General features: G+C 71.0%; 22 protein-coding genes. 9 read left to right on the top strand and 13 right to left on the bottom strand.

Annotated elements, in window-relative coordinates:
• Positions 1-292: 292 nt before the first annotated feature.
• The gene (locus OHA17_RS37790; RefSeq protein WP_406510921.1) at positions 293-697 is read left to right on the top strand and encodes a DUF6545 domain-containing protein; all 405 of its coding nucleotides are present in this window, start codon (positions 293-295) and stop codon (positions 695-697) included.
• Between the two features lie 192 nt (positions 698-889).
• Positions 890-2,020, top strand: coding sequence for an FAD-dependent monooxygenase (locus OHA17_RS37785; RefSeq protein ID WP_406510282.1), 1,131 nt, complete (start codon positions 890-892; stop codon positions 2,018-2,020).
• A gap of 72 nt (positions 2,021-2,092) precedes the next feature.
• Here OHA17_RS37785 and OHA17_RS37780 read toward each other — a convergent pair whose 3' ends face one another.
• Both OHA17_RS37780 and OHA17_RS37775 read right to left on the bottom strand, forming a co-directional pair.
• On the bottom strand, positions 2,093-3,520 hold the full coding sequence (locus OHA17_RS37780) for a M1 family metallopeptidase (protein WP_406510281.1): 1,428 nt from the start codon (positions 3,518-3,520) through the stop codon (positions 2,093-2,095).
• 21 nt (positions 3,521-3,541) lie between these two features.
• On the bottom strand, positions 3,542-4,468 hold the full coding sequence (locus tag OHA17_RS37775) for a M20/M25/M40 family metallo-hydrolase (RefSeq protein ID WP_406510280.1): 927 nt from the start codon (positions 4,466-4,468) through the stop codon (positions 3,542-3,544).
• A gap of 258 nt (positions 4,469-4,726) precedes the next feature.
• On the opposite strand from OHA17_RS37775, the gene OHA17_RS37770 reads away from it, so the two are divergent.
• Positions 4,727-6,178, top strand: a complete 1,452-nt coding sequence (locus OHA17_RS37770) for a hypothetical protein (RefSeq protein ID WP_406510279.1) — start codon at positions 4,727-4,729, stop codon at positions 6,176-6,178.
• Positions 6,179-6,352: 174 nt separating this feature from the next.
• On the opposite strand, the gene OHA17_RS37765 is transcribed toward OHA17_RS37770, so the two are convergent.
• The 6 genes from OHA17_RS37765 to OHA17_RS37740 form a co-directional block, all read right to left on the bottom strand.
• Positions 6,353-8,077 carry an acyl-CoA dehydrogenase family protein gene (locus OHA17_RS37765; RefSeq protein WP_406510278.1) on the bottom strand — a complete coding sequence of 575 codons (1,725 nt, stop codon included), beginning with the start codon at positions 8,075-8,077 and terminating at the stop codon, positions 6,353-6,355.
• 76 nt (positions 8,078-8,153) lie between these two features.
• Positions 8,154-8,711 (bottom strand): PadR family transcriptional regulator, encoded by a 558-nt coding sequence (locus OHA17_RS37760; RefSeq protein ID WP_406510277.1) that lies wholly within the window; start codon positions 8,709-8,711, stop codon positions 8,154-8,156.
• Positions 8,712-8,829: 118 nt separating this feature from the next.
• Positions 8,830-9,828 carry an alpha/beta hydrolase gene (locus OHA17_RS37755; protein WP_406510276.1) on the bottom strand — a complete coding sequence of 333 codons (999 nt, stop codon included), beginning with the start codon at positions 9,826-9,828 and terminating at the stop codon, positions 8,830-8,832.
• A 48-nt stretch (positions 9,829-9,876) separates the two neighbouring features.
• Positions 9,877-10,896 carry an LGFP repeat-containing protein gene (locus OHA17_RS37750; protein ID WP_406510275.1) on the bottom strand — a complete coding sequence of 340 codons (1,020 nt, stop codon included), beginning with the start codon at positions 10,894-10,896 and terminating at the stop codon, positions 9,877-9,879.
• Between the two features lie 316 nt (positions 10,897-11,212).
• Positions 11,213-12,634: a serine/threonine-protein kinase gene (locus tag OHA17_RS37745; protein ID WP_406510274.1), complete on the bottom strand. Its 1,422-nt coding sequence runs from the start codon at positions 12,632-12,634 to the stop codon at positions 11,213-11,215.
• A gap of 48 nt (positions 12,635-12,682) precedes the next feature.
• Positions 12,683-13,489 (bottom strand): serine/threonine protein kinase, encoded by an 807-nt coding sequence (locus OHA17_RS37740; protein WP_199827132.1) that lies wholly within the window; start codon positions 13,487-13,489, stop codon positions 12,683-12,685.
• 305 nt (positions 13,490-13,794) lie between these two features.
• Here OHA17_RS37740 and OHA17_RS37735 point away from each other — a divergent pair, with 305 nt between their 5' ends.
• Positions 13,795-15,309 (top strand): peptidoglycan DD-metalloendopeptidase family protein, encoded by a 1,515-nt coding sequence (locus OHA17_RS37735; protein ID WP_406510273.1) that lies wholly within the window; start codon positions 13,795-13,797, stop codon positions 15,307-15,309.
• Positions 15,310-15,431: 122 nt separating this feature from the next.
• A complete protein-coding gene (locus OHA17_RS37730; RefSeq protein WP_406510272.1) occupies positions 15,432-16,748 on the top strand; it encodes a cytochrome P450 in 1,317 nt (438 codons plus the stop codon).
• Between the two features lie 36 nt (positions 16,749-16,784).
• Here OHA17_RS37730 and OHA17_RS37725 read toward each other — a convergent pair whose 3' ends face one another.
• Together OHA17_RS37725 and OHA17_RS37720 are read right to left on the bottom strand one after the other, a co-directional pair.
• Positions 16,785-17,444 carry a CatB-related O-acetyltransferase gene (locus OHA17_RS37725; RefSeq protein ID WP_406510271.1) on the bottom strand — a complete coding sequence of 220 codons (660 nt, stop codon included), beginning with the start codon at positions 17,442-17,444 and terminating at the stop codon, positions 16,785-16,787.
• 222 nt (positions 17,445-17,666) lie between these two features.
• Complete coding sequence (locus OHA17_RS37720) at positions 17,667-17,861, bottom strand: hypothetical protein (protein WP_406510270.1); 195 nt, start codon at positions 17,859-17,861, stop codon at positions 17,667-17,669.
• A 27-nt stretch (positions 17,862-17,888) separates the two neighbouring features.
• Between OHA17_RS37720 and OHA17_RS37715 the strand changes: the two genes are divergently transcribed.
• From OHA17_RS37715 to OHA17_RS37705, 3 genes are all read left to right on the top strand, one after another.
• Entirely contained in the window at positions 17,889-19,106 is a 1,218-nt protein-coding gene (locus OHA17_RS37715) for a cytochrome P450 (RefSeq protein ID WP_406510269.1), read from the top strand.
• Positions 19,107-20,123: 1,017 nt separating this feature from the next.
• Positions 20,124-20,378: a cytochrome P450 gene (locus OHA17_RS37710; RefSeq protein ID WP_406510268.1), complete on the top strand. Its 255-nt coding sequence runs from the start codon at positions 20,124-20,126 to the stop codon at positions 20,376-20,378.
• Between the two features lie 294 nt (positions 20,379-20,672).
• Entirely contained in the window at positions 20,673-21,476 is an 804-nt protein-coding gene (locus OHA17_RS37705; RefSeq protein WP_406510267.1) for a maleylpyruvate isomerase family mycothiol-dependent enzyme, read from the top strand.
• Here OHA17_RS37705 and OHA17_RS37700 read toward each other — a convergent pair.
• The 3 genes from OHA17_RS37700 to OHA17_RS37690 form a co-directional block, all read right to left on the bottom strand.
• On the bottom strand, positions 21,454-22,197 hold the full coding sequence (locus OHA17_RS37700) for an HAD family hydrolase (RefSeq protein ID WP_406510266.1): 744 nt from the start codon (positions 22,195-22,197) through the stop codon (positions 21,454-21,456). The two genes, OHA17_RS37705 and OHA17_RS37700, sit on opposite strands and share 23 nt — an antisense overlap.
• 41 nt (positions 22,198-22,238) lie before the next feature.
• On the bottom strand, positions 22,239-23,777 hold the full coding sequence (locus OHA17_RS37695; protein WP_406510265.1) for a carboxylesterase/lipase family protein: 1,539 nt from the start codon (positions 23,775-23,777) through the stop codon (positions 22,239-22,241).
• Positions 23,778-23,960: 183 nt separating this feature from the next.
• Entirely contained in the window at positions 23,961-24,569 is a 609-nt protein-coding gene (locus OHA17_RS37690) for a TetR/AcrR family transcriptional regulator (protein ID WP_406510264.1), read from the bottom strand.
• Between the two features lie 54 nt (positions 24,570-24,623).
• On the opposite strand from OHA17_RS37690, the gene OHA17_RS37685 reads away from it, so the two are divergent.
• Positions 24,624-25,580: a GNAT family N-acetyltransferase gene (locus tag OHA17_RS37685; protein ID WP_406510263.1), complete on the top strand. Its 957-nt coding sequence runs from the start codon at positions 24,624-24,626 to the stop codon at positions 25,578-25,580.
• Positions 25,581-25,673 lie beyond the last annotated feature (93 nt).

Genomic DNA, 25,673 nt, shown 5'->3' with positions numbered 1-25,673 from the left:
CCGGCCTGGCACGCGGCGGCCCTGTGCCGGGCTTCCCTGCACAGATCCCGGCGGGCCGACGGAGCCTTGCGCATCGGACTGCGCCTGCTCTGCGCCGGCGCGGCCGCGGGAGTGGTGTGGACGGCCTGGGGGTTCGACGACATCCGGCTCGCCCTGTTCACCGGCCGGCAGACGGACGGCGAGGACGGCGTCTCCGCGGTCCTGGGTCTGCTGTGCGCGGCCCTGCTCATCGCGGGCGGCAGCACCGCCGCATGGTCCGCGCTGCGTCACTGGTGGTGGTCCTACCGTACCTATCGGGCACTGGCCCCGCCTGTGGTCCGCCCTCTACCGGAGCTTCCCGGAGATCGCCCTGCTGGGGCCCCGGCACGGCTTCACCGAACTCGCGCCTCGCGCCGTGGGATTCGCCCTCTACCGCCGCGTCATCGAGATCCACGACGGCCTGCTGCTCCTGCGTCCGCACCTGCGGGGCCCGTCCCCGACGGGACCGGACAGCGCGGCCACCGCCCGCGCGGCGTCGATCCTGGCCGCCCTGGACCGGGCGACCGCCTCACCGCCCGCCCCGGACCTCGCCTGTCCCCCGCCTCTCCTGGGAGACGGGGCCGCCATCGGAACGGACGCCGAGGCGGCCCAACTGGCCGTGGTTTCCCGGGCCTTCGCGCAGCTGACCGGATCCGGCCCGCGCACGGCTTCGGTCTGATTCCGCCCGACCGCACCGCACCTGCCCGGCCTCGCGGATGTCATGGCTCCATGCACGGTAGTTGCTCAGAACGAAACTATTGCTTGCCGATCTGGGCATTGCCGTCGCGTCATCCCGTGTCAAGACTCAAGGAGTCCGCGGACGCGGACGAAGCGGTCACCGGCGTACACGTCGGCAGCACTGGGAGAGGCCATGCGAAACAGGAATGTTCTGATCTCCGGAGCGAGTGTCGCGGGGCTGACGCTGGCTCACTGGTTGCAGCGCGCGGGGTTCCATCCGACGATCGTGGAACGGGCACCCGGGCTGCGCAGGGGCGGGCAGGCCATCGACATCCGCGGCGTCGCGTTAGAGGTCGTGGAGCGGATGTGGCTGCTCGACAAGGTGCGGGCGGCCACCACCGACATGCGCGGCATGTCGTTCGTGGACGGTCGGGGTGAGGAATTGTCCAGGTCCACCGAGGCCACCCTGACCGGCGGCCTCATCGACAACGACGACGTCGAAATCATGCGGGACGACCTGACGACCCTGCTGTTCGACGCGAGTCGCTACGGGAACGAGTATCTGTTCGGCGATGTCATCACCTCCCTCACGCAGGACGACGAAGGGGTCGAGGCCCACTTCCAGCACGAACGTCCACGCCGCTTCGACCTGGTGATCGGCGCGGACGGCCTGCACTCCGGCGTGCGGCGGCTGGCCTTCGGCCCGGAGTCGGAATTCCTCCATTTCCTCGACAGCTATCTCGCCATCTTCAGCGTGGACAACTTTCTCGGCCTCGACCATTGGCAGATGTACCACACCATCGATGACGCGCTGGTCGGCGTCTACAGCGCCCGGCACAACACCGAGGCCAGGGCGATGCTGCTGTTCCGGTCCGCGGAACTCGACTTCGACCACCGCGATCCCGAGCAGCAGAAGAACATCCTCGCCGAGCGCTTCGCCGACGTCGGCTGGGAAACGCCCCGCCTCCTTGCCAGCATGTGGGACGCGCCGGACTTCTACTTCGACTCGATGAGCCAGGTCCGCATGGAGAACTGGTCGAACGGGCGGGTCGGGCTCGTCGGCGACGCGGGCTACTGCCCTTCGCCGCGATCCGGCCAAGGCACCAGCATCGCCCTGGTCGGCGCGTACATACTCGCGGGAGAGCTCGCCGACCACCCGGACGACCACCGTGCGGCCTTCGCCCGCTACGAGCAGGTGATGCGCGAGTACGTCCGCGAGAACCAGCAGCTCGCCCTTCACAGGGCCGACGGCAATTCGAGCTCGTCCGAGCTCACCCACGCGGCCAACGCCATCGCACTCCCCGACTACGCCCACCACGGCTGACGTCCCAAGGATCCAGGGCCCACCGCCGCCGGACGTGACGCGATTCGGGCGGCGGCAGGCTCTGTCCGAGGGTTACTGGTCGGCCAGTGCCGCCAGGCCGCCCGGGTAGAGGTACTGCTTCGGCGGGATCGTCGTCCCGTGGGCCCACGCGTCGAAGAAACCCTTGAGGTCCTTGCCCGACACCTTCGCCGCCAGCGCCTCGAACTCCGGGAAGGAGGCATTGCCGTACGCGTGTGAACTGGTCCAGCTCCGAAGGGTGTTGAAGAACGCGTCGTCCCCGACGGTGCGCCGCAGCGCGTGGAGCATCAGCGAGCCCTTGAAGTACAGGGCGGGGTCGAGTTCCTTGCCCTTGCCCGGGTCGTAGAGCTTGGTGGACCAGTAAGCCGGGTTGTCCTTGTTCTCCTTGATGAGTGGGGCATAGAAGCCGGTGTCGAGGTTGGCTCCCTTGTGCTCCTCCCACAGCTGGTTGGCGTACTGGGCGAAGCACTCGGCCAGACAGCCGTCGCGCCAGTCGCTGAACGAGACGCTGTCGCCGAACCATTGGTGGGCGTTCTCGTGCACCACCGCGACGTCGAACAGACCCCCCGTGTAGGTGGGTCGGCTCTGTGTCTCCAGGTCCAGCGCGCGGGCGTGCGGACCCGTGGACCAGCCGACGACGATGGCGCCCGCCGAGGAGAACGGGTACGGGCCGAACTTCGATACCAGGAAGCCGAGGATGTCGTTCTGCAGGGCCTCGGTCGGCGCGTCGACCGGGACGTCGGGACCGTAGGCCGTGATGACCGGTGTGCCGTCGGCGAGTTGCGAGCGGTGGACGGTGAACCGGTCGATGGCGACCGTACTGAGATATGTGGCCATCGGCCGGTCCTCGTGCCAGCGGAAGGTCGTCCTGCCGCCCTCGGTGGTGGTCGGGCCGGGCAGGCCGTTGCCGATGGCGGTCCAGCCGTCGGGCACGGTCGCGGTGAGGGCGAAGGTGGCCTTGTCGGACGGGTGGTCGTTGGACGGGTACCAGGAGGTCGCGGAGTGCGGTTCGCCCGCCGCGTTCGCGCCGCCGCTCGACAGGACGTGCCAGCCCTCGGCGTCGGGCTTGCCGGCGTACTTCACCCGGACCGCGAACGTGGCGCCCTTGGCCACCCGGTGAGCCGGTTCGACGACCAGCTTGTGCTCCCCGGAGCGCGAGAACGACCTCGCCGGGATGCCGTTCACGGTGACGGAGGCGACCTCGAAGCCCTTCAGGTCCAGGGCGAAGCGGTCCAGGGTGTGGGTGGCACGCGCCGTGACGGTCGTGTCGCCGTCCAGGTGGTCGGCGCGCGCCGGGTCGTAGCCGATGTGGACGTCGTAATGGGCCACGTCGTAGCCGGAGTTGCCGTCGTCGGGGAAGTACGGGTCCTTGAGGCCTGTCGCGCCGGCGGCGGGGACGGCCGTCAGAGCGATGCCTAGGGCGGTGGCGGCCGCCAGCGCCGCTCTCGTCGTACGGCGGAGGTGAGTCGGTGGTGTGCGCATCTCTGCTTCCTGGGGCGGTGGTCAGGACCGGGCGGTGGCGGCGAGCTGCCACACCACGCCGATGAGGGCGTTGGTGCTGGTGGTCTCCGTCGCCGGATCTACGTTGGCGAGGTTGTCGCAGGCGTTGTGGATGCAGTCCGAGATACCGGTGCTGAAGCCGGACGACGGAATGCCCGCGTTGCCGAACGACTCGTGGTCCGAGCCGCCCACACCGATGTCGAAGGTGGCGATGCCCCGGGCGGCGAACCATGCCTGGAACGCCTGGAAGGCGGCGCTCTCACCATGTGCCGCGTCGTTCACGACGAGCCACTGCTTGGTGTTCTTGCTGCCCGCCTGATCGAGGTTGAGGTACAGGTCGATCGCCTTGCGGTCGTCGGCGGAGAGGCCGCGTACGTAGTCCGCCGACCCGATCAGTCCCAGTTCCTCCGCTCCCCACCAGGCGAAGCGCAGATGCCGGGCGGGCTTGAGGCCGGCCTTGGCCACCTGGAGGGCGGTGGTCAGGACGGCCGCGGCGCCGGACCCGTTGTCATTGATCCCGGGTCCCGCCGCGACGCTGTCCAGATGGGCGCCGGTGAGCAGCACATGGTTCGGGTCGCCGCCCGGCCAGTCGGCGATCAGGTTGTAGCCGTCGGCGCCGCCGTACGAGAAGTGGCGGAGCTCCGTGTGGAAGCCCGCCCGGTCCAACGCGTGCCGCACGTACGCCACCGACTGTGCATAACCCTGGGTGCCATGCGCGCGGTTGCCGCCGTTCCGGTCGGCGATGCGCTGCAGTGCCTTCAGGTGCGGCATCACTTGCGACTGCGAGATGGTCGGCGCGGTCGAGGTCGGGGGCGCGGCCTGCGCGGACGACGGCATGAGCGCCGCGTACAGGGCGAGGACCAGCACCAGGACGGCCGCCCGGACCGCCTGACCACGGCGTTCCGGGGAGAGGAGAGACAAGTTCGGCAACGGGGCCTCCATGGGCTGCGCTTGACGCTGACCGGGCGCGGATCCGCGCCCTGCCCCATACGACGTGCGGCCGCCCGCGAGGTTGCGACCGTTCCCGCAGAAGCTTCCGCCGAGCCGTTGTCTCGAACGTCCGGGGTGGCTACTCCTCCGCCTCGTCGTGCAGACTTGTCGGACAGCGGCCCCAGGACCCCAAGTCACGTGGAAACAAAGGGAGATACCGCGGCGCGTCACTGCCGGACGATACTGAAGGAGCTCGCCGTGAGGGACTACGTCAAGCGGCTGCCGCCGGGAGCTCTGCCCGAGGGCGGCATCGCGGCGTGGCCCCTCGCCGATGCCGAACGGTGGCTGAAGGCCCGCGTTCCGGCGGTCTTCGCCCCGGTCGCGGGCAGTTGGGTCCTGCTCGTCGCGGTCGTCGCGTCATACGTCCTGACTTCCGGCTGGTCGGGCACCGCGTCCGGCGGTACGGACTGGCGGGGCTACCCCGCGACGGTCCTGCTGGCCGCGCTGCCGTTGTGGTACCGCTTTCTTCCGGTTCCGGCCGTGCCGGCCGCGCTCGTGGTCGCGGCGGATGCGGCCGTCGCGTTGGCGTCGACCGGCTCCCTGGACCGGCGCACCGGCAGCGGACACATCCTCGACCTGGCCGTCGGCGCCTGGGCGTTGACCGGTGCGGGCCTGCGGCTGCGGGCCCGGAGCCGCCAGCGTGCACTCGTGCTCGCCACGGCAGGGCAGCGCCGCCACGCGCTCCCGGACCAGGCGCCCGAATCGGACGGCTACCGCGGGTTCCGCCAGTTCTACCTGGGGCTCGCGCTCTGTCTGGTCGGCGTCGCGATCCTGGCCGACGGCCTCGTCGCGAGCCTGTCCGTGCCGGACGGCGCGCTCGCGTACGACGCCGTCGGGCAGCAGAGCCTGGCACTGCTCCTGCTCGTGGCCGGTAGCTCCGTGTACGGGCGGGGCCATGTCGCCTACCGGGCGGCGCGGCGGCTGCACAACGAGCCCCAGCCCGCTCTCAGGGTGGGCGTTCGCATCGGCCCGGACGGCTACTACTGGCTGTATCCGGACGCTCTCACCACCTCCGCCCGCCCCCTGATCGCGTACTTCCCCAAGGACCGCGACACCGACCACGCGGCACGCTTCCTGGGCACCAGTTCCACCTACGGGCCGGACGACGGGCACTACGACATCGACCCGCGCAGCGAGCCCTTCGAGGCGGTTGTGTACGGCGTGCCCTGCGAAGGCGCCGAGATCGCGGTGGAGTACGCCGTCATCGAGCGCTCCGCCTACCGGGCGCAGGAGCGCACGTACGCGGCCGTCACCGTCGCCGCGCTGCTGCCGCGGCGCCATCACGGACTCGGCCGGTGGCAGCCCGCCGACGGCGCGGTCCGCGATGCGACGCGGCGCGAGCGGATCCGGGAGGAGGAGCGTGCGAAGCGCGAGCGGGAGGAGCGTTGGGATGCGCGCCGACGCGAGCAGGACGCGAAGCCGGCAGCCCGGCCCCGGGCGAACCCGAGCAATCCGAGCGTAAGCGGCCGACGTCCGCAGAGCGCGGGGCCCAAACGCTGGGACGGCGGCGGATCGGGCTGCGGAGGAGGGCTGGGAGGCTCTGGAGGCGGGCACGGAGGGGGCCACGGAGGGGGCCACGGAGGGGGCCACGGCTGCGGCGGGCACGGGGGCGGGCACGGTTGCGGCGGGCATGGCTGCGGAGGCGGTTGAGCCCGGGATCACGGCCCGCGGGCCGGGCCGACCCGCTCGACGTCGCCCACGCCGTCGGGCCGGACCGTGGAGAACAGGGTGGGCCGGCGCGACAGGCCCCCGGCCGAAAACACGGACCGGGGGGCCGAATCGTGCCACGTCTGCCAGGCCGTGTGAAGGGCCCGGCTTCAGCCGCTACGGCGCCATCTCGTACGCGCCCGCCAGCGCCTCGACGCGCTCCCAGACGCGGGCCGAGCGGGCCTCGTCGACGACCGGGCGCCGCACCGCGCCCAGCGCCCAGTTCTGCTGTGCCTCGGTCGCGGAGTCCTTGCCGTGCAGCTCGACGGCGTGCGCGGAGAAGTCGCGTACCAGGACGGCGAAGAGCTCGTCGAGCACGTCCTGTTCCAGGCCCGTCAGGCGCGCCTGCTCCAGGATCAGCTGGCCGTGCACGACCAGCGCGAAGAGCTGGCCGACGGCGAGCAGCAGGTCGAGGTCGCGGCTCTGCTCCTCGTCGGGGGCGGCCGTGGTGACGAACTCGCAGAGTGCGTCGGCCTGTTCGCGGAAGCGGGCGACGTTGGGCACCTCGGCGTACGCGTCGAAGGCGGTGCGCCAGTCGTGGAAGCGGATGGCGCCGAGGCCCCGGGCCGGTCCCTGCTGGAAGAGGAAGGTGTCGTCGGCCGCGTCGAGGCGGGTCGGCACGGGCGCGTACTCGGCCGGCTTCAGGAGGTGGTTGCCCATGAACTTCAGGATCAGGGCGAGGTTGACGTGGACCGTGCCCTCCAGCTTGGGCAGGCCGCGGATCTCCACGGCCGCCTGGGCGAAGTAGTTGTCCTTCTCGAAGCCCTTGGCGGCGATGACGTCCCACATCAGGTCGATGACCTTCTCGCCCTCGGTGGTCACCTTCATCTTCGTCATCGGGTTGAAGAGGAGGTAGCGGCGGTCGTCGGGTCCCGCCGTGCGGAAGTAGTCGACGGCACGGTCGCTGAACAGCTTCATGCCGACGAGGCGGACGTAGGCGTCGGTCAGCTCGCGGCGCACGTGCGGGAAGGCGGTGACCGGGCGGCCGTAGAGGATGCGCTGGTGGGCGTGGGTGACGGCCTCGTACATCGCGTGTTCGCAGATGCCGATCGAGGCGGTGCACAGGTTGAACTTGCCGACGTTGACGGTGTTGAGCGCGGCGTCGAAGGCGGCGCGGCCGGTGTGCAGGACGTCCTCGGCACCGACCGGGTAGTTCTCCAGGCGGAACTCGCTGACGTACTTCGAGGAGTCGACGACGTTCTTCACCAGGTGGTAGGCCTCGTGGCGGCTGTCGGCGGCGAAGAAGACGTAGCCGTCGGGGCCCTCGACGTCGGTGCGGCGGCCGAACACCGAGACGAGGCCGGCGGCGTTGCCGTTGCCGATGTAGTACTTGGAGCCGGTGGCCCGGAACCCGCCGTCGCCGTCCGGCTCCAGGAGCATGTCGGTGGAGTAGATGTCCGCGCCGTGGGTCTTCTCGGACAGGCCGAACGCGAACACCTCGCCCTGGTCGAGGAGTTCGGCGGCGCGGGCGCGGGCCGCGGCGTTGTCGCTCTGCCAGACCGGGCCGAGGCCCAGGACGGTGACCTGCCAGGCGTACCAGTAGTCGAGGCCGTAGAACCCGAAGATCTCGTTGAGGGCGGCGATCCGCGCGGTGTCCCAGCGCTTGTCCCCCTCCTCCTGACCGGCGGCGGAAGCCGGGGTGAGGAACGTCGCGAACAGACCTTCCTTGGCGGAGAACGCGAGGAAATCCGCCAGCCAGGCGCGCGAGCGGTAGTCCTCGATCAGCCGGCGCTTGCCGCGCTGCTCGAACCAGTCGACGGTCGCGCGCAGCAGCCTGCGGGTCTCGGGGTCGAAGTGGGTCGGGTCATAGGTGCGCGGGTTGAACAGCAGCGCGTCGGCCATGGCCATTCGCCTTTCCGGCTCGGGGAGTTGGGGCACTGAGAACGTGCCCTGCGTGTGGGCGGGTTGCGGCACCGGTTCAGCGCTCTGGGCCGAGCCGGTGGAGGGTGGCGATCACGTCGTCGAGCCAGGCGAGCGTCATGCGTTCGTACGCGATGCCGCCGCGCAGCACGACGTGCTGGAGCTCCTGCCCGGCATCGGGTGTGTCGGGCGCGCCGGGTCCCGTGAAGTCGCGACGCTCCCCCGCGAGATAGTGCGCGAGCCGGTCGGCGTGCGCCCGGCGGTGCCGCGCCACCTCGGCCAGCAGCGCGGCCGGGTCGTCGAAGGCCGCACCGCGGATCTTCACGGCGAGCTCGTGCCGGACGCTCTCGGGTTCGATCGGCTCGTGCAGCCATCGGGAGAGCGCGGCCCGGCCGGGTGCGGCGACGGAGTACTCCTTCTTGTCCGGCCGGCTCTGTTGCGCCACCTCACGGGCGTCGATCCAGCCGTCGTTCTCCATGCGCTTGAGGATGCGGTAGATCTGCTGGTGCGTGGCGGCCCAGAAGTAGCCGATGGACCGGTCGAAGCGCCGGGCCAGTTCATAACCGGAGCCCGGCTTCTCCAACAGCGAGACGAGAATCGCGTGCTCAAGCGCCATGCCCGAATCCTTCTATGCAACTCGTTGCATAGACAAGCGGCACCGCCCAGGTGAGACACGGCTCACCTGGACGGTGCCTGTGGCAGTGAGGCGACGGCCCGCATGCCGCCGCCGGTCACTACGCCTTGCGGAGCCTGCCCACGATGCCGTCGAGGTCGCGGATGAACAGGTCGGGGCGGACGAAGTGGCCGCCGGGCACCTCGTACCACTCGTGCGGGATGCCCGCCCGGTCGAGGAAGCCGCGCCACTCCCGCTGGGTTTCGAGCACCGCGGTCTCGTTGAACTGGTCCCAGAAGGTCGGCTCGGGGCTGGTGCCGGCCACCATGAAGATCCGCTTGTTGCGGTAGCTCTCGACCCGCTCGCACGGGTTGTCCATGCTGACCCGGTTCTGGTCCCACGGGATGCCGTAGACGGTGCCGCCGCCCAGCTCGATGGCGGCGGACGACGCGTTGGCCCAGTGCACGACCCCGCCGGGGATCCCGGCCGCGTTGCCGCGCAGGCTGGCCGGGCCGGAGTGGGAGCTCACCGAGGCGAAGTGACCCCAGTACTTGGCCGCGTACTTCAGCGCGCCGAAGCCGCCCATCGAGAACCCGGACACGGCACGGCCGTCGTACTCCGCATACGTCCGGAAGTTGGCGTCGATCCACGGGATGAGCTGGTTGATGTGGAAGCTCTCCCAGTTGCGCGGGCCGACGGTCGAGCTGACCGGGTTGGAGTACCAGCCCGCGTGGCCGCCGTCGGGCATCACCACGATGACCGGCTTGCCCGCCGTCCAGGCACGGATGCCCAGGCGGTCGAAGGTGATGAAGTCCTGGCCGTCACCGCCGCCGTGCAGCAAGTAGAGGACGGGGTAGGTGCGGCCGCTGGTGTGGTAGTCGTCCGGGAGCAGGACGTTGACGGCGGGGTTCCAGCCGATCTCGGCGGTCTGGAAGCGGTAGAACCACATGCGGGGGTCGCCCTCGCCGCGCTCCAGGATGCGCAGCCCGAAGCCGTCGCCGGCCGCGCTGGCCGCGGACGCCGCAGAGAGGACGGTCCCGGCGCCGAGCGCCAGCGCGGCGGAGGCTCCGCCGACGGCCTTGAGAACGTTCCTGCGGCTGGGGCGGTGCTGCTCGCTCAACAGATCCTCCGGATCGGTGAATGACGGGTAAGTGCGGCCGTGGCCGCGTCAGTTGTCGGTGGTCCAGGTGCCCCGGCTCGCGGTCCAGTGGATGGTGACCTTCTGGAACCGCTGGGCCTTGCCGCCCGCCTCGTCGACCTCGTCGGTCATGGGGTAGCCGAATGCCTTCTCGTGACCCGCGGCGTGGAAGGCGTCGTAGATGGCGCCCTGCACGGTGTGCGCGCCGGTCGGCGGCGACCACATGAACAGGCCTCGCTCGAAGAACTGGTAGCGGCCCCGGGTCCCGTCCGGCGCCTGCGCTCCGTCCGCCTCGTCCATCGTCGGGAAGCCCCAGCGCTGCTCGGAGTCGGTGTCCCAGTACTTCTTGAGAATGTCCCCGTAGATCGCGAAGGCGGAGTCGGGGTGCCAGAGGACGATTCCGTTCTGGAAGAGCTGGAAGCGTCCGCCGAGCCGGGCGTCCTCCTCGGCGCGCAGCGGCAGGCCGAGCGGTCCGTTCGGGCCGCCGAGCCCCGCGTACTTCGCCCCGATGGTGCCGTACGGCTGGAACGCCTCGCCCATCAACTCCCGTGCGTAGCCCTCCGCTTGGGGGTAGCGCTCGGGGTAGGCGGAGCGCTGGACGGCTTGGGCGAGCTCTCCCGCGGTGTCCCAGTTGGGCTCCATCTGCTGGGCCACTTCGAAGAACTTGTTCGCCGCGTAGTCGACGTCGAGGCACTGGTCGGGGTTGCACCAGCCCTGTGAGGGCCGCTGCTGGAAGACGCCGAGCGAGTCCCGGTCCCCGCAGTTGAGGTTGTTCATGCGGGACTCGACCCAGCCCGTCTCGAAGCCGGCGAGCATCACCTTGTCGGACACGCCGCGGCGCTGGCCGACCTCGTACACCTTGCGGGTCACCGCGATGTCCCGCTCGGCGGGGATGCCGCAGTACAACTCGGCCGTCGCGGCGTGCCCCAGGGGGCCGGGCACGTCCTTGACGCCCTGCGCCCTGGCCGGTCCGGCCAGCGTGGAAACGGCGGTCGCGACCAGCAGCATCACTGTTCCGAGTCTCGCGCGCCGCGCGGTTGAACCATGCACGTGGCTGCTCCTTCGTCGATCGAGTGAGGGTCGTGGTGGTGAGTCGTGGGTCGGGTGAGGTCGCGGACGGGGTGAGGGGTGGGCGGGTGCGGGGGCCAACGGTCCGCAAGGTAGCCGTGGGGGCTCGCGGTCCGGCATCCGGAACGATCCGGAGTGACATGCGCGAGGATCCGCGATGGACTCAAGCCGTGCGCCGGTGCCCCACAGCTACGGCCCAACTGCCCTGCTGGGCAGGGTGGTTGACCGTGGCGACGTACGGGGGCGGGCATCGGACGCCCGTTGCGGTGGGGGATCCCGGTGGGTCGCCGGGGTCCCCTCACCGGACGGGGCTGGGAGCCGGGCAGTCGGGGACGGAAGGGCGGTCCTTGGTGCGGACGGCGGGCAGCCAGGCCGTGGGCCGGCCCGAACCCCGCGGCAGCCGGACGCGGTACCAGTCGGCGGAGTGTGTGTCCGCCTCGTCGATGATCTGCATGCCCTGGGCGAGCCGACAGTCGACGGCGAGTTCGTCGCCGTGCCACACCCGGGTCGGTACGACGTTGTCGACGGTGTAGGGCCGCATCGGGTCGATCGCCAGGCCGAGGCTGCACTGCGGGTCCCGGTCGGTACGGCCCCGGCAACCCTGGTCCGCGTTGAACACCCTGATCCGGCCTGGTGGTTCGGCGTTCGTGGCGCCGGACCCGGCGTCGTCGCGCTCCAGGTGCGGCCAGATCGTGGCGGCCAGCGCGCACAGCGCGAGGGTGGCGAACGCGGCCCGTCTTCGTCCCCGTCGGCGTTCCGCGGGCCGCTCGGACGGCACAGCGGCGTCCGTCTCGGTGGGCTGCCGGTCGGCGATGCGCGCGAGCAGGCTCTCGGCGGTGTGCTCGGCGCGGGCGGGGTGCGTCGGGGCCAGGCAGTCGGCGGCCAGCGCGCGCCAGAACGGCGGCACCGCGCCGTCCAGGCGCAGCGGCGCCCGCCCGTCGGCGTACTCCTGTGTCGCGGCGCCGCGCGCCATCGGGGTGGCGCCGGGGAACGGCGAGGCGCCGCGGGCGAACAGCTCGTGGATCGTGATGCCGAGGGCCCAGATGTCGGCGGTCGGCCGGACTTCGACGCCCTGCTCGCCGAGCGGAGCCTTCCAGCGCTCGGGCGGAAGGTAGTCGAAGGTGCCCATCGGGGGCGCGTACCCGTGGGTGCCGTGGGTGCCGGTCAGCTCGGTGACGAGCCCGAAGTCCGAGAGCTTCACCGAACCGTCCGCCATGAGCAGGATGTTGTCCGGTTTGAGGTCACCGTGCACCCATCCGCTGCGGTGCAGATGCGCGAGGCCCTCACAGATCTGGGTGATGAGCCGGGCGCCTTCGGTCTCGCTCACGCCGGCGTCGAGCAGCTCCCGCAGACTGCGCTCGGCCCGCTCCATGACCAGCACGATCGCGCCGTCGAGAACCGGATGGTCGGGTTCGCCGAGTACGACGGTGTCCAGGAGGCGGATCAGCCTCGGGTGCGAGGACCGGCGGCCGAACTCGACCTCGCGCCGGGCAGTTTCGGCCACCTTGCGGGCCTGGCGCGGTGCGAGCCCGGCGGTCGGCAGCACCTTGAGCGCGACGGCCTCCTGCTCCGACGCGGCGTCCTCGACCGACCGTCCCGCGTGGACGGTCGCCCAGCCTCCGGCGCCGATCGCCTCGGTGACCTCCCAGCGGCCCACGCGGTAGCCGGGCGGGAGGAGTTCCGTACGGTCACTTCCCGAAGTGTCGGCCGGACGGTGCACCGTGGCCCCCTCTCCTTCGCCGGCCGTCACGGTGTGCGGGTCGCCGCCTCATCCCGCCGTCCCCCGCTCCTGCGCGCCGGCCCCGGTGCGGGGCGGCAGCAGCGCGAGGTGTTCCTCCCGTACGAGACCGAAGCGCAGCACGAGCCCGACGATCGTCTCCCGTTTGCCGTTGCGGCGGGCTTCCCTGCGGGGCCCGGACTCGGCCGGTGCGCTGATCCGCATCTTCTCGTCGGCGAGGTAGTCGATGTGCGAGCTGACCGCGCGGGCCGTGAGCCGGGCGCACGCGGGGTGCCCCTTGAGCCGTTCGACGATCTGGGGCGTGGTCGGCACCGCGACGGGCGACTCGTCGCGCAGCCGTGGTTCGCAGAGCGCGACGAGGATCAGGAAGTAGAGGGCCGTCTCGTCCAGGGAGTACGCCGTGACGGTGCGGCTCCCCCACTGGCCGCCCAGGCCGTCCGGGTCGAGGTAGACGTGGTCGGGCGCGAACACCTGGAAGGCGACGGTGGTGTTGCGGCGGGTGGGCAGCACGACCCGCGAGAACTCGAAGGGGATGGGCGCTCCGGCCCGCCGGGGCGGCACCCGCAGATACTCCCCGGCCCCCTCCGGGTTCTCGACGAGATAGCTCTGCGTCGTGCTGAGGTTGCTGAGCTGCCAGTGGTCGTCCGTCACCCGGATCTCCCCCGCGAGCCGGGAGATCGCCTCGTCGTCGAGGCGGAGCTCGACCGGGGTCGTCGCGGAGCCCCGCCCGAAGCGTGCCACCTCGCCCGGTCCCAGCCGCAGTGTCACGGCGTCACCGGACGGCTCACCCGCGGCCTCCGCGCGCGCCCGCGGCACATAGATCACTACCCCACTCACTGCCCCCTCCTCGCCCCCGCGTCATCGAACCTCACTCAGGTCGAACGTTACACATCCTGACCATTGGTCAGCTCCTGCGATCTGGCCGATTCAGTACGCTCCGAGCCGGGTCGATATATGCCGATCCCACACGGTTCTGAAGGGGTTTCGCCATGGCCTGCGTCGGCTTCCGGCCCGGGGCGGCGGCGGATGTCCCCTCCCCCGCCGTTTGTCAGTCCGTAGCGTTCCGGGTGCCCCCGCCGGGCGCGCTGGGCTACCGTCCACCCGACTTGATCTCACCGGGATCCCAAGGGGAGGAGCGCCAGGTGCTTCACGGTCTTTCCCGGCGCGCGCTGCGCTTCGCGCTCGCCGCGGCCGCCGCCGTACTGCCGTCGCTGGTGACCGCGTCGCCGGCGGCCGCCCAGGCCGCCGGATTCGCCGGATCGTGCCCCACGACCGGCTTCGTGTCGCAGCGCTACAGCGACGCCCACGACGGCATCGACATAGCCGGCGACTACGGGACACCGATCTACGCCGTCGGCGACGGCGAGGTCATCAACTCCGGCCCGGCACAGGGCTACGGCCAGTGGATCCGCATTCTGCATCCGGACGGCACGGTGACCGAGTACGGGCACATGTACCAGCGGGACGTCTTCGTCGGTGACCACGTGGTGGCCGGCCAGCGCATCGCGCTCATGGGCAGCGAGGGCGAGTCCAGTGGCCCGCACCTCCATCTGCGGGTGCGCGTCGGCACCTCGACCGACATCCGTGGCATCGATCCGATCCCCTACCTCGCAGAGCGCGGCGTGGGACTGCCGTGCACCCCTGGCGGCGGGCCCAGGCCCGCGCCGTTGGTGTATCCCGTCGAGTCGGGGCGGCTGGTCTCGACGCGCTCGGCCGACGGGCGGCTCGAAGCGTTCGCCGCCGGGGCCGACGGGGTGCATCACGCGTGGCAGTCACAGGTGAACGGCGCCTGGTCGGAGTGGGAGGCGCTGGGCGGGCCGGCCAACGCGGAACTCGCGGTCGCGCCCAACGCCGACGGGCGCCTGGAGGTGTTCGCGCTCAATGGTGATGTACTCCAGCACCGCTACCAGACGTCTCCGTCCGGCGGCTGGTCGGGCTGGGAGGGCTTCGGCACCGGCGGGAGCCACGTCACCGCCGGCGCCAACGCCGATGGACGGTTGGAGGTGTTCGCCTCCGGCCCCTCGGGGGTGTTCCACACGTACCAGACCGCTCCCAACAGCGGCTGGTCCGCATGGGAGTCCACGGGCGGCGGACCGAGCGCCGGCCGCATCGAGATGGAGAAGGCGCCCGACGGCCGGCTTGAGGTCTTCGCGCTCAACGACAACGTCTTCCAGCACCAGTACCAGACGGCCGTCAACGGCGGCTGGTCGGCGTGGGAGGAGTTCGGCGGCCCGGGGCACGACCTGACGGTCGATCACAACGCCGACGGGCGCCTTGAGGTGTTCGCCTCGGGACCGGTGGGTGTGTTCCACAGGTACCAGACGGGGAGCGCCAGTTGGTCGGAGTGGGAGCCCGCGGCCGGTCCCGCGAACTCCCAGTTGACCAGCGACCGCACCCCCGACGGACGGGTCGAGGTGTTCGCCATCAACGGCGACGTGGCCATGCACACCTGGCAGACCGGAGTCAACGCCCGCTACGGCGACTGGGCCGCGTTCGGCGGTGGCGGCACCGAGATCGCGGCCACCACCAACGCGGACGGCCGGATCGAGGTGTTCGGCGCCGGCCGCGACGGGGTCCACCACAAGTGGCAGACCAGGTTCAGCACGTGGTCCGAATGGTCCTGGCTCGCCAACAGCCCCGGCCCTGGGGTGACATGACGCCACACGTGACGTCGGCCGGCCGGACTACGACGGCCCGGACTCGACGGGCAGGTGCCCTGGTGGACCACGCGTGCATCGCGGATGCTCATGGACATGTCCGACAACCATGAGGAGCGGCCATGAACATCCCCGGTCCCGAGCCCCGTACGGACGACGGGGTCGGCGCCATCGCGGCGGCGGGCGGACTGCACAACTACCAGCGGTGGCTGCACGCCGAGTACGGGCCCGTCGTGCGGTTCCAGCTTCCGGGTGCGCAGACGGCGGTGTCGGTCGCCGATCCCGTACTGCTGGAAGCCACGGCTCACATCGACAAGCGGCCGGAGCGGCTCTTCGAGTTCCTGGCCCCGCTGTTCGAGGCGGGGAACCTTCAGGTGCTGCCGGCCGACGAGCACACCCCCCTGCGGCGCCTGCTGCTGTCCGTACTGGCCGGACGCCCCTCTCACGAGCGGCACTTCGCGCGGTTCACCGACCTGACGACAGCGCTCGCGGACCGCTGGGCCGAGCGGGCCGACCACGAGCCGGTCGCACTGCAGAAGGACCTCACCGCGCTGACGCTGCGGATGATCTGCGAGTACGCGCTGGGAGGCGACGTCGAGGACCCGGACGCCGTCATCGCCGCGTTCGAGGAAGTGCTCACCGAATACCTGGGGCGCCTCTACGAGGTACCGGCCCCGGACGTCGGGGAGGAACGCGCCAAGCGGGCGGCGGAGGCTCTCGCCTATCTGCGCGCGACAGTCGACCGCATCGTCGCGGCGCACGAATCCGGCGGCGGCACGGACAGGAGCGATCTGATCGGGGCGCTCGTCGAGGCGGGTGAGCGGCCCGCGCGGATCCGCGACACCGTCATGATGTCGCTCCTCGCCGCGCACCACACCACCGGCGTTGCCGTCTCCTGGACCCTGCATCTGCTGGGCGGCCATCCCGAGGTGGCCGACCGCGTCGCCGATGAGCTGGAGCGCGTACTCGGTGACCGTGCGGCGCCCGAGTACGCCGACCTGCGGCAGCTCACCCATCTGGACATGGTCCTCAAGGAATCCATGCGCCTCTATCCGCCCGGTCCCTACGGTGCGCGGGAGACGACCGAGGCCTTCGTCCTGGGCGAGTACGAGATCCCGGCCGGGGCGACGGTCTTCTATCCGTTCTGGGCCGTACACATGAACCCGGACTACTGGCCCGAGCCCGAGAAGTTCGTGCCCGAGCGGTTCACTCCGCAGGAGGTGGCGAGGCGTCCGAGGCTGGCGTACATCCCCTTCGGGCTCGGGCCGCGCAGCTGCGAGGGCGCCGGCCTGGCCGTCGTCGAGGCCCAGCTGGTCCTCGCCGTCCTGCTCAAGCGCTTCCGGTTCCGGCCCGTGCCCGGACATGACGTGACGCCGATCGAGCGGTTCGTGCTGTGGGCGGCCGATGACATCCGTATGACCGTGAGCCCGCGCCGCTGACCGAGGACGCGGGTGGTGAGGCAGGGGCCCACCTCTTCACCGCCCCCGGCCACTGGGGCTTTCGGGGGCAGCGGCTTCCAGCTCGGCGACGCTCCCCGACATGATCGTCCGTACGTGCTCGGTGATGTGCTCCGCGGGCCAGTCCCACCAGGCCACGGCAAGCAGCCGGGCGATGTCCTGCTCGCTGTAGCGGGTGCGGATGAGGCGGGCCGGGTTGCCGCCGACGATGCCGTAGTCGGGTACGTCCGCGGTGACCACGGCGCCGGAGCCGATGATCGCGCCGTGGCCGATCCGTACGCCCGGCATGACCGTCGTGCCGTGGCCGAACCAGACATCGTTGCCGACGACGGTGTCCCCCCGGTTCGGCAGGCCGGTGAGCAGGTCGAAGTGCTCGGCCCAGGAGCGGCCCATGGTGGGGAAGGGGAAGGTCGAGGGGCCGTCCATGCGGTGGTTGGCCCCGTTCATGATGAACCGCACCCCCGTGCCCAGCGCGCAGAACTTGCCGATGACCAGCTTCTCCGGCCCGTAGTGATAGAGCACGTTGCGCGTCTCGAAGGCGGTCGCATCGTCCGGATCGTCGTAGTAGGAGTACTCCCCGACCTCAATCAGTGGCGACTTCACCAGCGGCTTGAGCAGCACCACGCGCGGCTGCCCGGGCATCGGATGAAGGACCGTCGGGTCGGCAGGTACGGGCATCGCGAGTGGTTCCTTCCGGGCTGCGCGCATCGGTATCCGCTCCATGATCGCAGCGCCCGGCTCGCCCGGGTATCGATTTTCGCCCTGCGACGCCACCTGACCGAGTGTGGCAGCGCCCGCGACAACGGGGCCTCCCCGGCGGCGCAGGTGCGGTGCCGGGGAGGCCCTCTCTTGCCCTGCCGTTCCGGAACTCCCGGGAGCTATCAGGTTAGTTGACGAGCGTCAGCGAACCACGTAGCCGAAGCGGCCGCCGGTGGCCGGCAGGCCTCCCTGGCCGGGCTGGTAGGTGGTGATCGCGGCGTTCGAACCACCGGCGGTCACGTTGGACAGCGGCAGGGCGTAGACCGTGCCGTAGCTGCCCGGGCCGTACGGCATGCCGAGGTACAGGTGGGTGCCGGTGTAATGGATGCCGCGCACCGCCGCGGTGGGATCGGAGCACGCCGCGTGAGCCGCCCCGAAGCGCTCGTCCCGGTCCCGGACGTCGATCCCGGTACGGCGGGACCGCCTTGTGCGTACGCCCGGCTGCGCGCCGAACAGCCCGTCGTCCAGGCGCAGTTGCCCAACGGCGAGACCGGCTGGCTGATCAGCCGCTACGAGGACGTGCGTGCCGCGTTCGCCGACCCGAGGCTCGTCCGGCCGCTCCTTTCGGCCTGGCCGCCCCGCGAAGGGGCCGACGCCCCGCCGCCCGCCCTGCCGACCTTTCTGGAGATGACCGGCGAGCACCACGAACGCGTGCGCCGCGCCGTCCTGCCGATGTTCGGCCGGCGACAACTGGAGTTCATGCGGCCCCGGATCCGGGCGATGGCCGGGGAACTCGTCGACGCGATGGTGGCCGGGACAGCGGACGGCGAGGCGGCCGATCTCGTCACCTCCTACGCCGAGCCACTGCCGCTGCGCGTGCTGCGCGAGACCGTCGGCCTGCCGTACGAGGACCGCGAGATCTACCTTCCGCACACCCTCACACTCCTGGGCGCGTCCGGGCTCTCGATGGAGGAGGTGCTCGCGGCGCTGTACGCCCTGCAGGGACTACGCCGACGACCTCGTCTCCCGCCGGGAGAAGGACCGCGAGGGCGAGGACTACATCGGGCTGCTCCTGACGGAAGCACTCCGCCCGGGTGGCTGACTGAACCGGGACGACGTCATCAGCTTCGTCGTCACCATGCTCATGGCGGGCTACAAGACCAACCATCCAGCACACCGGCAACGCCCTGCTCGCGCTGCTCACCCGTCCCCGATCAGCTTCGCAGGCTGCGCGAGGCGCCCGAGGGGATCGGCACCGCCGCGGAGGAGCTGCTGCGGTACGTGCCGCTGATGAACGCCATCAACATCCTTGTCGCGACGGAGGACTTCACCCTGCACGGGCAGCGGATCCGCGCCGGTGCCGCGGTCGTCCCGGTGCCCGCGTCCGCCAACCGCGACCCGGAGCAGTTCGTCGATGCCGACCACCTCGACCTCGCCCGCACCCCCAACGCGCACGTCGCCTTCGGGCACGGCCCGCACTCCTGCATGGGCGGGCACCTGACCCGTCTGCAACTCGCCATCGCCATAGAGGTGTTGCTGGAACGGCTCCCCGGGATCGAGCTGGCCGTGCCCGCGGGGACCATCCCCTGGGACGAGTCCACCCCGCTGCGCGCGCCGGCCGTGCTGCCCGTGCGCTGGTGACGACGCCCCCGCTCCCGTACGCAACCCAGGAGAAAGGCCCGCATCCCGTGACCACCCCCCAAGCACGCACCCCCGAGGAATCCCCGACCGAGGATCCCCTCCCCCACTACCCCTTCAGCACCCGGGGCGACCGGCTGGCCCCGGAGCTCACCGAGCTCCAGGGCCGCTGCCCCGTGGCGCGGGTCAACACCAATTCCGGCGACGAGGCATGGCTGGTCACCGGCTACGAGCTGACCCAGCACGTGCCGCGCGACCGCGCCTTCGGCCGCTCCGTGCTGGGCCAGGCGGACAGCCCGGCGCAGGACGCCCCGATCATGGCACCCGAACTGCTCGACGCCATGAACCACTTGCAGAAGGCGGGGCTGCGCGACGAGGTGCTCAAGGCCCTCGGCCGCGACCAGCCCGCGCTGCCCGCCGACTGGGTCGAAGGCGTGACCCGCGAGGGCCTGGAGGCAATGGTCCGCGAGGGCGGCCCGGGCGACTTGCAGCACCACTTCGCGGAGTGGGTCGCCGGCCAGTGCATGTGTCGGCTGCTCGGCCTGCCCTTCGAGGACCATGCCTGGCTCGCGGCACGAGCCGACCTGGACCTGACCATGGTCACCCCCACCCACGAGGAACTCGCCCGCAACTGGGAGGAGATCCGCGTGTACATGCACGAGCACATGTCCACGCGCAGCCCCGGCGCACCGCGCGGCCTGGCAGACCGCCTGGCCGATCTCAACGCCGAGCACAGGAATTTGACAGACCGTCAGCTCTCAAACATCATATCCGTCCTCTTCGTCAGCGGGTACGAGGACTTCGCGAGCTTCCTGGGCGTGGCGGCCTTCAACCTGCTCCAGCACCCCGAGGCCATGGACGCGGTACGAGCCCGCCCGGAAACGATGCCTCAGTGCGCGGAGGAGCTGCTGCGCTGCAGCGTGGTCCTGGGCAACGCGATCCCGCGCTTCGTCACGCAGGACGCGCGACTCGGCTCCGCCGAGGTGAAGGAGGGCGAGATGATCCTGCTCCCTGGACTCGGTGAACCACGACCCGGCCACGTTCTTCGCCCCCGAAGAGTTCGATCCCACCCGTTCCCCCAACCCGCATCTCCGCTTCGGCTACGGCCGCCACCACTGCCCCGGCGCCCATCTGGTCCGCCGCCAGTCCCACGTGGCCTTCCGCACCCTCCTCGACCACCTGCCCGCCCTCCGCCTGGCCGTACCACCGGCGAAGGTCCCCTGGCACCCGAACCGGATGGCCATCATGCCGGCGGAGATCCCGGTGACTTGGTGAGCCCAGCGGGCGGTGCGTGCGCGTCGCCGGTGCGGTGACTGAGGATGCCCCCGTCCTCGACTTGAGTTCTGATGGGTGGGGGCGTCTCACAGACGTGTTCCGGCTGAGCGCGTCCATGCGCCACTGCGGAGCCGAGGCGCGGGTTGCGGAACAGACCCTCCCGGTGCTGCACCGGGTCGGCCGCCCGCGCCTCCGCCAGGAGGACGGCACCTGCCAAGAAATCCTCCAACTCGCCCTACGCACAGATAGGTTGGCGACACCTACAAGCAGCGTCGCGTCAGGAGTGCCGAAGCCATGGACTACGTTGCCCAGTTCCGTCGCGAGGTCGAGGCGTTCGAGGGCGCGGCCCGCGTGGCGTCGCGGGAGGCGGGCAGCGGCGGGGTGGCGCTGGTGCCCTCGTGCCCGGCCTGGTCGGTGGCCGATCTCGTGTTTCATCTGGGCGCCGTGCACCGCTATGTGATCCAAGTGATCAGCGAGGGGCTGATCGATCGCCCGAGGGACGACGACTTCACCTACCTGTCCCTTCCCCCGGACATGGCGGGCTGGCCCGATCCTCAACTCGCCCCGAATCGCGGCCCGTTGCCCGCCGGGCTCCTCGACTGGTTCCACGACGGGGCCGCCCGCCTGGCCGCACTCTTCGCCGAACGCGATCCCGCCGAGTGTGTGTGGTCCTGGTCGGACGAGCAGTCCGTGGGGTTCTGGCGGCGCATGCAGGCCATCGAGGCGGCCGTACACCGCTGGGACATCGAGCACTCCCTGGGTACGGCCCAGCCCGTGGACCGGCAGCTCGCCGCCGACGCGGTGAGCCACACCTTCCAGGTCATGGCTCCCGCCCGCCGCGCCCGCCAGAACGCACCGGCGGGACAGGGCGAACGGCTGCGGTTCCGGCAGTCCGACGGCTCCGGCCTCTGGGTCGTACAGATGGATCCCGAGGACGTTCTGCTGAACGAGGGCGCCGGATGCTGTGACGTCGAACTGACCGCCACAGCATCGGAGTTGATGCTGTTCCTGTGGCACCGCATCCCCTCCGACGGCCTGGTGGTCCGGGGCGATGCCGCGCTCCTGGAGCGCTACTTCAAGATGGTCCCGCCGCTTTAGGCGTGGTCCCAGCGCCTGACGATCGTGTCGTGGCAGAGACGAAGGCCAGGATCTCCGGGACGCCTTCGTTCAGCGTCGCGAAGTGCCGGTGTACGCCCGCCACCGGAACCGCGGCGTTGACGCCCCACACCTGCATGCCGGCCCGCAGTCCCGCCGCCACACCCGACGGGGCGTCCTCGACGACCAGGCAGTCCGCGGGCTCGGCCCCTAGCAGTTCGGCGGCCAGCAAGTACGGCGCAGGCGACGGCTTGCCCTCGGCCACGGCAGCCGCGTCCACGATGACACCCGGCACGGGCAGCCCGGCACGGGCAGCCCGGCACGGGCAGCCCGGCACGGGCAGCCCGGCACGGGCAAAGCGCCCCCGCACCCGGTGCTCATAGTTGGAGGTCACCAACGCCCAGGCCCCCGGCGCCAAACCGGTCAGCAACTCCCGCGCACCGTCGAACGCCGAGTAGACCCCTGACCGTACATCGTCGTCCTCCAGCGCGTGCAACGCGGCCAGACACTCCCGCGGGTCCCGGTCCGGCACGACTTCCGCGAAGGTCTCCATCGGCCTGGTCCGCAGCGCCACCCGGTAGGTCTCTTCGGGGTCCCGCCCGTACCGCGCCGCCCATGCCGCCCACACCCTGCGCTGATTCTCCACGGCATCGATCAACGTGCCGTCGACGTCGAAGAGGACACACTCCCCGCCGCCGGGCTGCCGCACATGCTCATCAGTCACGCCGTGATCATGCCAGGAAGCGGACGCCGGGTCGGTCGTAGCTACTCGCCGATCAGCGGCAGCACCGGAAACGTGTGGTTCTGCCAGATCAGGCGGGAGGACTCCTCCGGGTACGCGGCGACGGCGAGCCGGGCGTCGAAGAGCTGGACTCGGCGTTGGTGGGTGTCGTACGCGGGCCAGCCGGGGTCGCCGCAGGCGGCGAACGATGTCCATGCCGTACGCATGCGGGCGGACAGGGCCTCCGCCTCCGGGGACGGCTCGGCACCGATCAGGAGCGCCGGCCGGCCGCGGTCCAGGTTGCCGAAGACCAGGGGTACGTCCAAGCCGTGGCACGCGCCGAAGGCGGCGCCCATGCCCGGTGCGGGCCAGGTCAACTCGTAGACGTGCGCCCGGCCTCCGGCGGCGACCTGGGACTCGGCGAGGTGGAGGGTGGGCATGCGGAACAGCCAGTCGGAGTGGACCAGTTCGTACAACTCGTCCGGACCCGCCGTCGGGAATGCCTCCCGGTAGCGGCGCTCGCCGTCCGGGCCCGGGGCGAGGGTACACAGGGCGGTCGCGGCCTGCTCCTCGGTCACCTGGCCGAGCAGGCCGTCGAGCGCGGTGAACAGGCGCTGCTCCTCCCGGGTGTGGCTGACCAGAAGGCCGAGGTCACGGCGTGCTCCGTCGGCCAGGGCCTGCCACGGCGTAGCGTCCAGGACGTCGCCGTCGACGACCGGCGCGAAGAGGATCGACCGGTGCGCGGGCCGGCCCCAGCGGTGCGTCCACCGGTCGATCTTCGCGGCGACCGCGTCACCGGCGGCGGACAGGCGATCCGGGGCCACACCGGCCAGGTCGGCCACCGCGGGCCGCAGCCCCAGCTCGGCGGCGCAGGCAGCCGTGATGTCCGCGGCGAGCTCGGGCGAGAAGAACGTGCCCGGTGCGCTCTGCACGACGGCCCGGTGGACGAGCCCGGCCGTACGGTCCATCGCGAGGAGCGCGGCGATCGATCCCCCGCCCGCCGACTGGCCGAAGACCGTGACCCGGCCCGGGTCCCCGCCGAAGGCCTCGATGTTGTCGCGCACCCACTCCAGCACGGCGACCTGGTCCAGCAGGCCCCGATTGGCGGGAGCACCCTCGATCTGCGCGAAACCCTCAAGCCCCACGCGGTAGTTGAACGTCACCACGACGACACCGCCGTCCCGGGCGAGCCGGCCACCGTCGTACTCCGGGAGGCCGGACATGCCGATCGTGTACGCGCCGCCATGGACCCACACCATCACCGGCAGCCCCGCGCCCGGGCTGGATTCCGGCGACCAGACATTGACCGTCAGCCAGTCGTGGTCGCCCGTGTCCTGCGCCAGCGCGTCCATGCCGAAGTGGCCGCCCTGCGGGGGCGGCGAACCGTACGAGAACGCCTCCCGAACCCCGCTCCATCCCCGCACGGGCCGCGGCGCGGCGAACCGCAACGCGCCGACCGGGGGCTCGGCGAACGGGATGCCGCGGAAAACCGCCACCCCCGCCTCCCAGCTGCCCTTCAACGACCCGACCGCAGCGCGGACTTGGGGCCGTGAGTCGGACGCCTCGGACCCGGCAACAGTCATCGCGACTCCCCCTCAGGAACGTCAGACACGTCAGAACCCCAGACACGTCGGAAATCTCAGGAAGGTGGAGGACGACGCACGGCCCCCACTCCCCGGATCATCCGCCGTGTCCGCACGCCGCGCCAGCCAATTACGGACGGCTCGCGGGGCCTGCGGGCAGCCGCCGGCCAGGAGGCCTCAGCTCTACCGCCCCCGTCCCGGACGATCCGAGATCGAAGCGAGGAAGTCGTCGAGCATGGCGATCTGCACGGGCTCGGTGAACCGGGCCGGATCGAAGAGGGCCTGGACCACCAGGCCGTGGGTGAACGCCACGGCGGTGGCGGCGAGTTGGTCCGGATCGGCCGATTCCGGCAGCTCCCCGGCGGCTCGCGCGGCTTCGAGGTGCGGGCTGATCGATGCGCGCAGCCGGGTGTAGCGATCGGCCTGTTCCGAGCCGAGCCCGTCGTCGGCGAGGGCCAGGTCCCAGGAGCTGACCCAGATCCGGTTGCGGGCGGTGTCGCCGGCGGTCAGCGGCAGGATGTCGAGGAGCATCGCCCGCAGCGCCGCGATCCCCTCAGCGGGACGTTCCCGGCGGGGCCGCTGGGCCGTGCGGGTCTCCAGCAGGTCCAGCGCATGGGCGACCAGGGCCCGCTTGGTCGGGAAGTAGTGCATGAGCATGCCGGTCGAAACACCCATGGCGGTCGCGACGGCCCGCAGAGTGAGCCCCCCGAACCCTCTCTCGGCGAGGACTTCCCACACCGCCTGGCTTACGTCTTCACGGCGTGCTTCACGGTCTCCTGGCGCGGGTGGCATGCTGCTACCTTACATACCGAACGCTTGTTACGTACCTGTGGAAACGAGGGATCCGTGTTCGCACTGCCGCTCGGCGACGACGCTCAGCTCCGCCCCCTGGAACCCTGGCAGGCGCGGGAGTTCCTGGAGCACATGGACCGCGCCCGCCCGCATGTCGACCCGTGGATACCGTGGGCGACGTTCAGCACCGACCTCGCGACCGCCGAGGCCACCCTCCAGCGCTACGCGGACCGGCAGGCCGAGGACTCCCGCCGGATCTACGGAATCTGGCTCGACGGCACGCTGGTCGGCGGGGTCATGTTCACGAGCTTCGACACGGCTTCGGGCGTGTGTGAGATCGGCTGCTGGCTGGAGGAGAAGGGCGCGGGGCGCGGCCTGGTGACCCGGGCATGCCGGGTGCTCATCGACTGGGCCTTCACGGAACGGGCGATGAGCCGCGTCGAATGGTGGGTCGCGGCCGGCAACACCCGCAGCATCGAGGCCGCGCGCCGGCTCGGGATGACGTGCGAGGGTGTCCTGCGCGGACGCTACCCGTACCGGGGCACACGGCAGGACTCCGAAATATGGGCGGTCCTCGCCGAAGAGTGGCCACCCACGGAGGGGCCCACGCCCGACGTCAAGGCCGAGCTCGACCAGCTGATGCACACCTTCCTCGGCGCGTTCACCAACACCGGAGGCGGTCGGCCGAACGTCGGCATCGTCCGGGAGGTGTTCATTCCGCAGGGAATGATCATCAGCAACGTCGGGGGCGAGCCCGTGATCCACGACCTCGACTCGTTCGTGGCGCCCCGGGAGAAGATCCTCAACGACGGCACCCTGACGGAGTTCTCTGAGTGGGAGGTCGCCGAGCGGACCGAGATCTTCGGCTCGATCGCGCACCGCTTCAGCCGGTACCGCAAGTCCGGATGCCTCAACGGCGAATGGTTCGAGGGCTCCGGCCACAAGACGACCCAGTTCGTACGGACGCCCGCCGGCTGGAGGATGAGCTCACTGTCCTGGGACGACGAGTAGGGCCCTCTCCTTACCCCCGCGCACGCCGTACCTCAATGAGCTGATGCCGCACGGGACTTCGTCGCGTCCGAAGGTGTGGTGTTGCGCGGGCAG

The sequence above is a fragment of the Streptomyces sp. NBC_00212 genome, assembly GCF_045206365.1.
In the GTDB taxonomy this organism is placed as follows: domain Bacteria; phylum Actinomycetota; class Actinomycetes; order Streptomycetales; family Streptomycetaceae; genus Streptomyces.
Note: the sequence above shows the minus strand (reverse complement) of the source record. Positions and strands in the feature narration are given on the sequence as shown.

Coding starts and splice junctions, on each gene's coding strand:
- OHA17_RS37785 (WP_406510282.1), top strand. CDS start 890: ATGCGAAACAGGAATGTTCTGATCTCCGGAGCGAGTGTCGCGGGGCTG.
- OHA17_RS37780 (WP_406510281.1), bottom strand. CDS start 3,520: ATGCGCACACCACCGACTCACCTCCGCCGTACGACGAGAGCGGCGCTG.
- OHA17_RS37765 (WP_406510278.1), bottom strand. CDS start 8,077: ATGGCCGACGCGCTGCTGTTCAACCCGCGCACCTATGACCCGACCCAC.
- OHA17_RS37760 (WP_406510277.1), bottom strand. CDS start 8,711: ATGGCGCTTGAGCACGCGATTCTCGTCTCGCTGTTGGAGAAGCCGGGC.
- OHA17_RS37730 (WP_406510272.1), top strand. CDS start 15,432: ATGAACATCCCCGGTCCCGAGCCCCGTACGGACGACGGGGTCGGCGCC.
- OHA17_RS37725 (WP_406510271.1), bottom strand. CDS start 17,444: ATGCCCGTACCTGCCGACCCGACGGTCCTTCATCCGATGCCCGGGCAG.
- OHA17_RS37705 (WP_406510267.1), top strand. CDS start 20,673: ATGGACTACGTTGCCCAGTTCCGTCGCGAGGTCGAGGCGTTCGAGGGC.
- OHA17_RS37695 (WP_406510265.1), bottom strand. CDS start 23,777: ATGACTGTTGCCGGGTCCGAGGCGTCCGACTCACGGCCCCAAGTCCGC.
- OHA17_RS37690 (WP_406510264.1), bottom strand. CDS start 24,569: ATGCCACCCGCGCCAGGAGACCGTGAAGCACGCCGTGAAGACGTAAGC.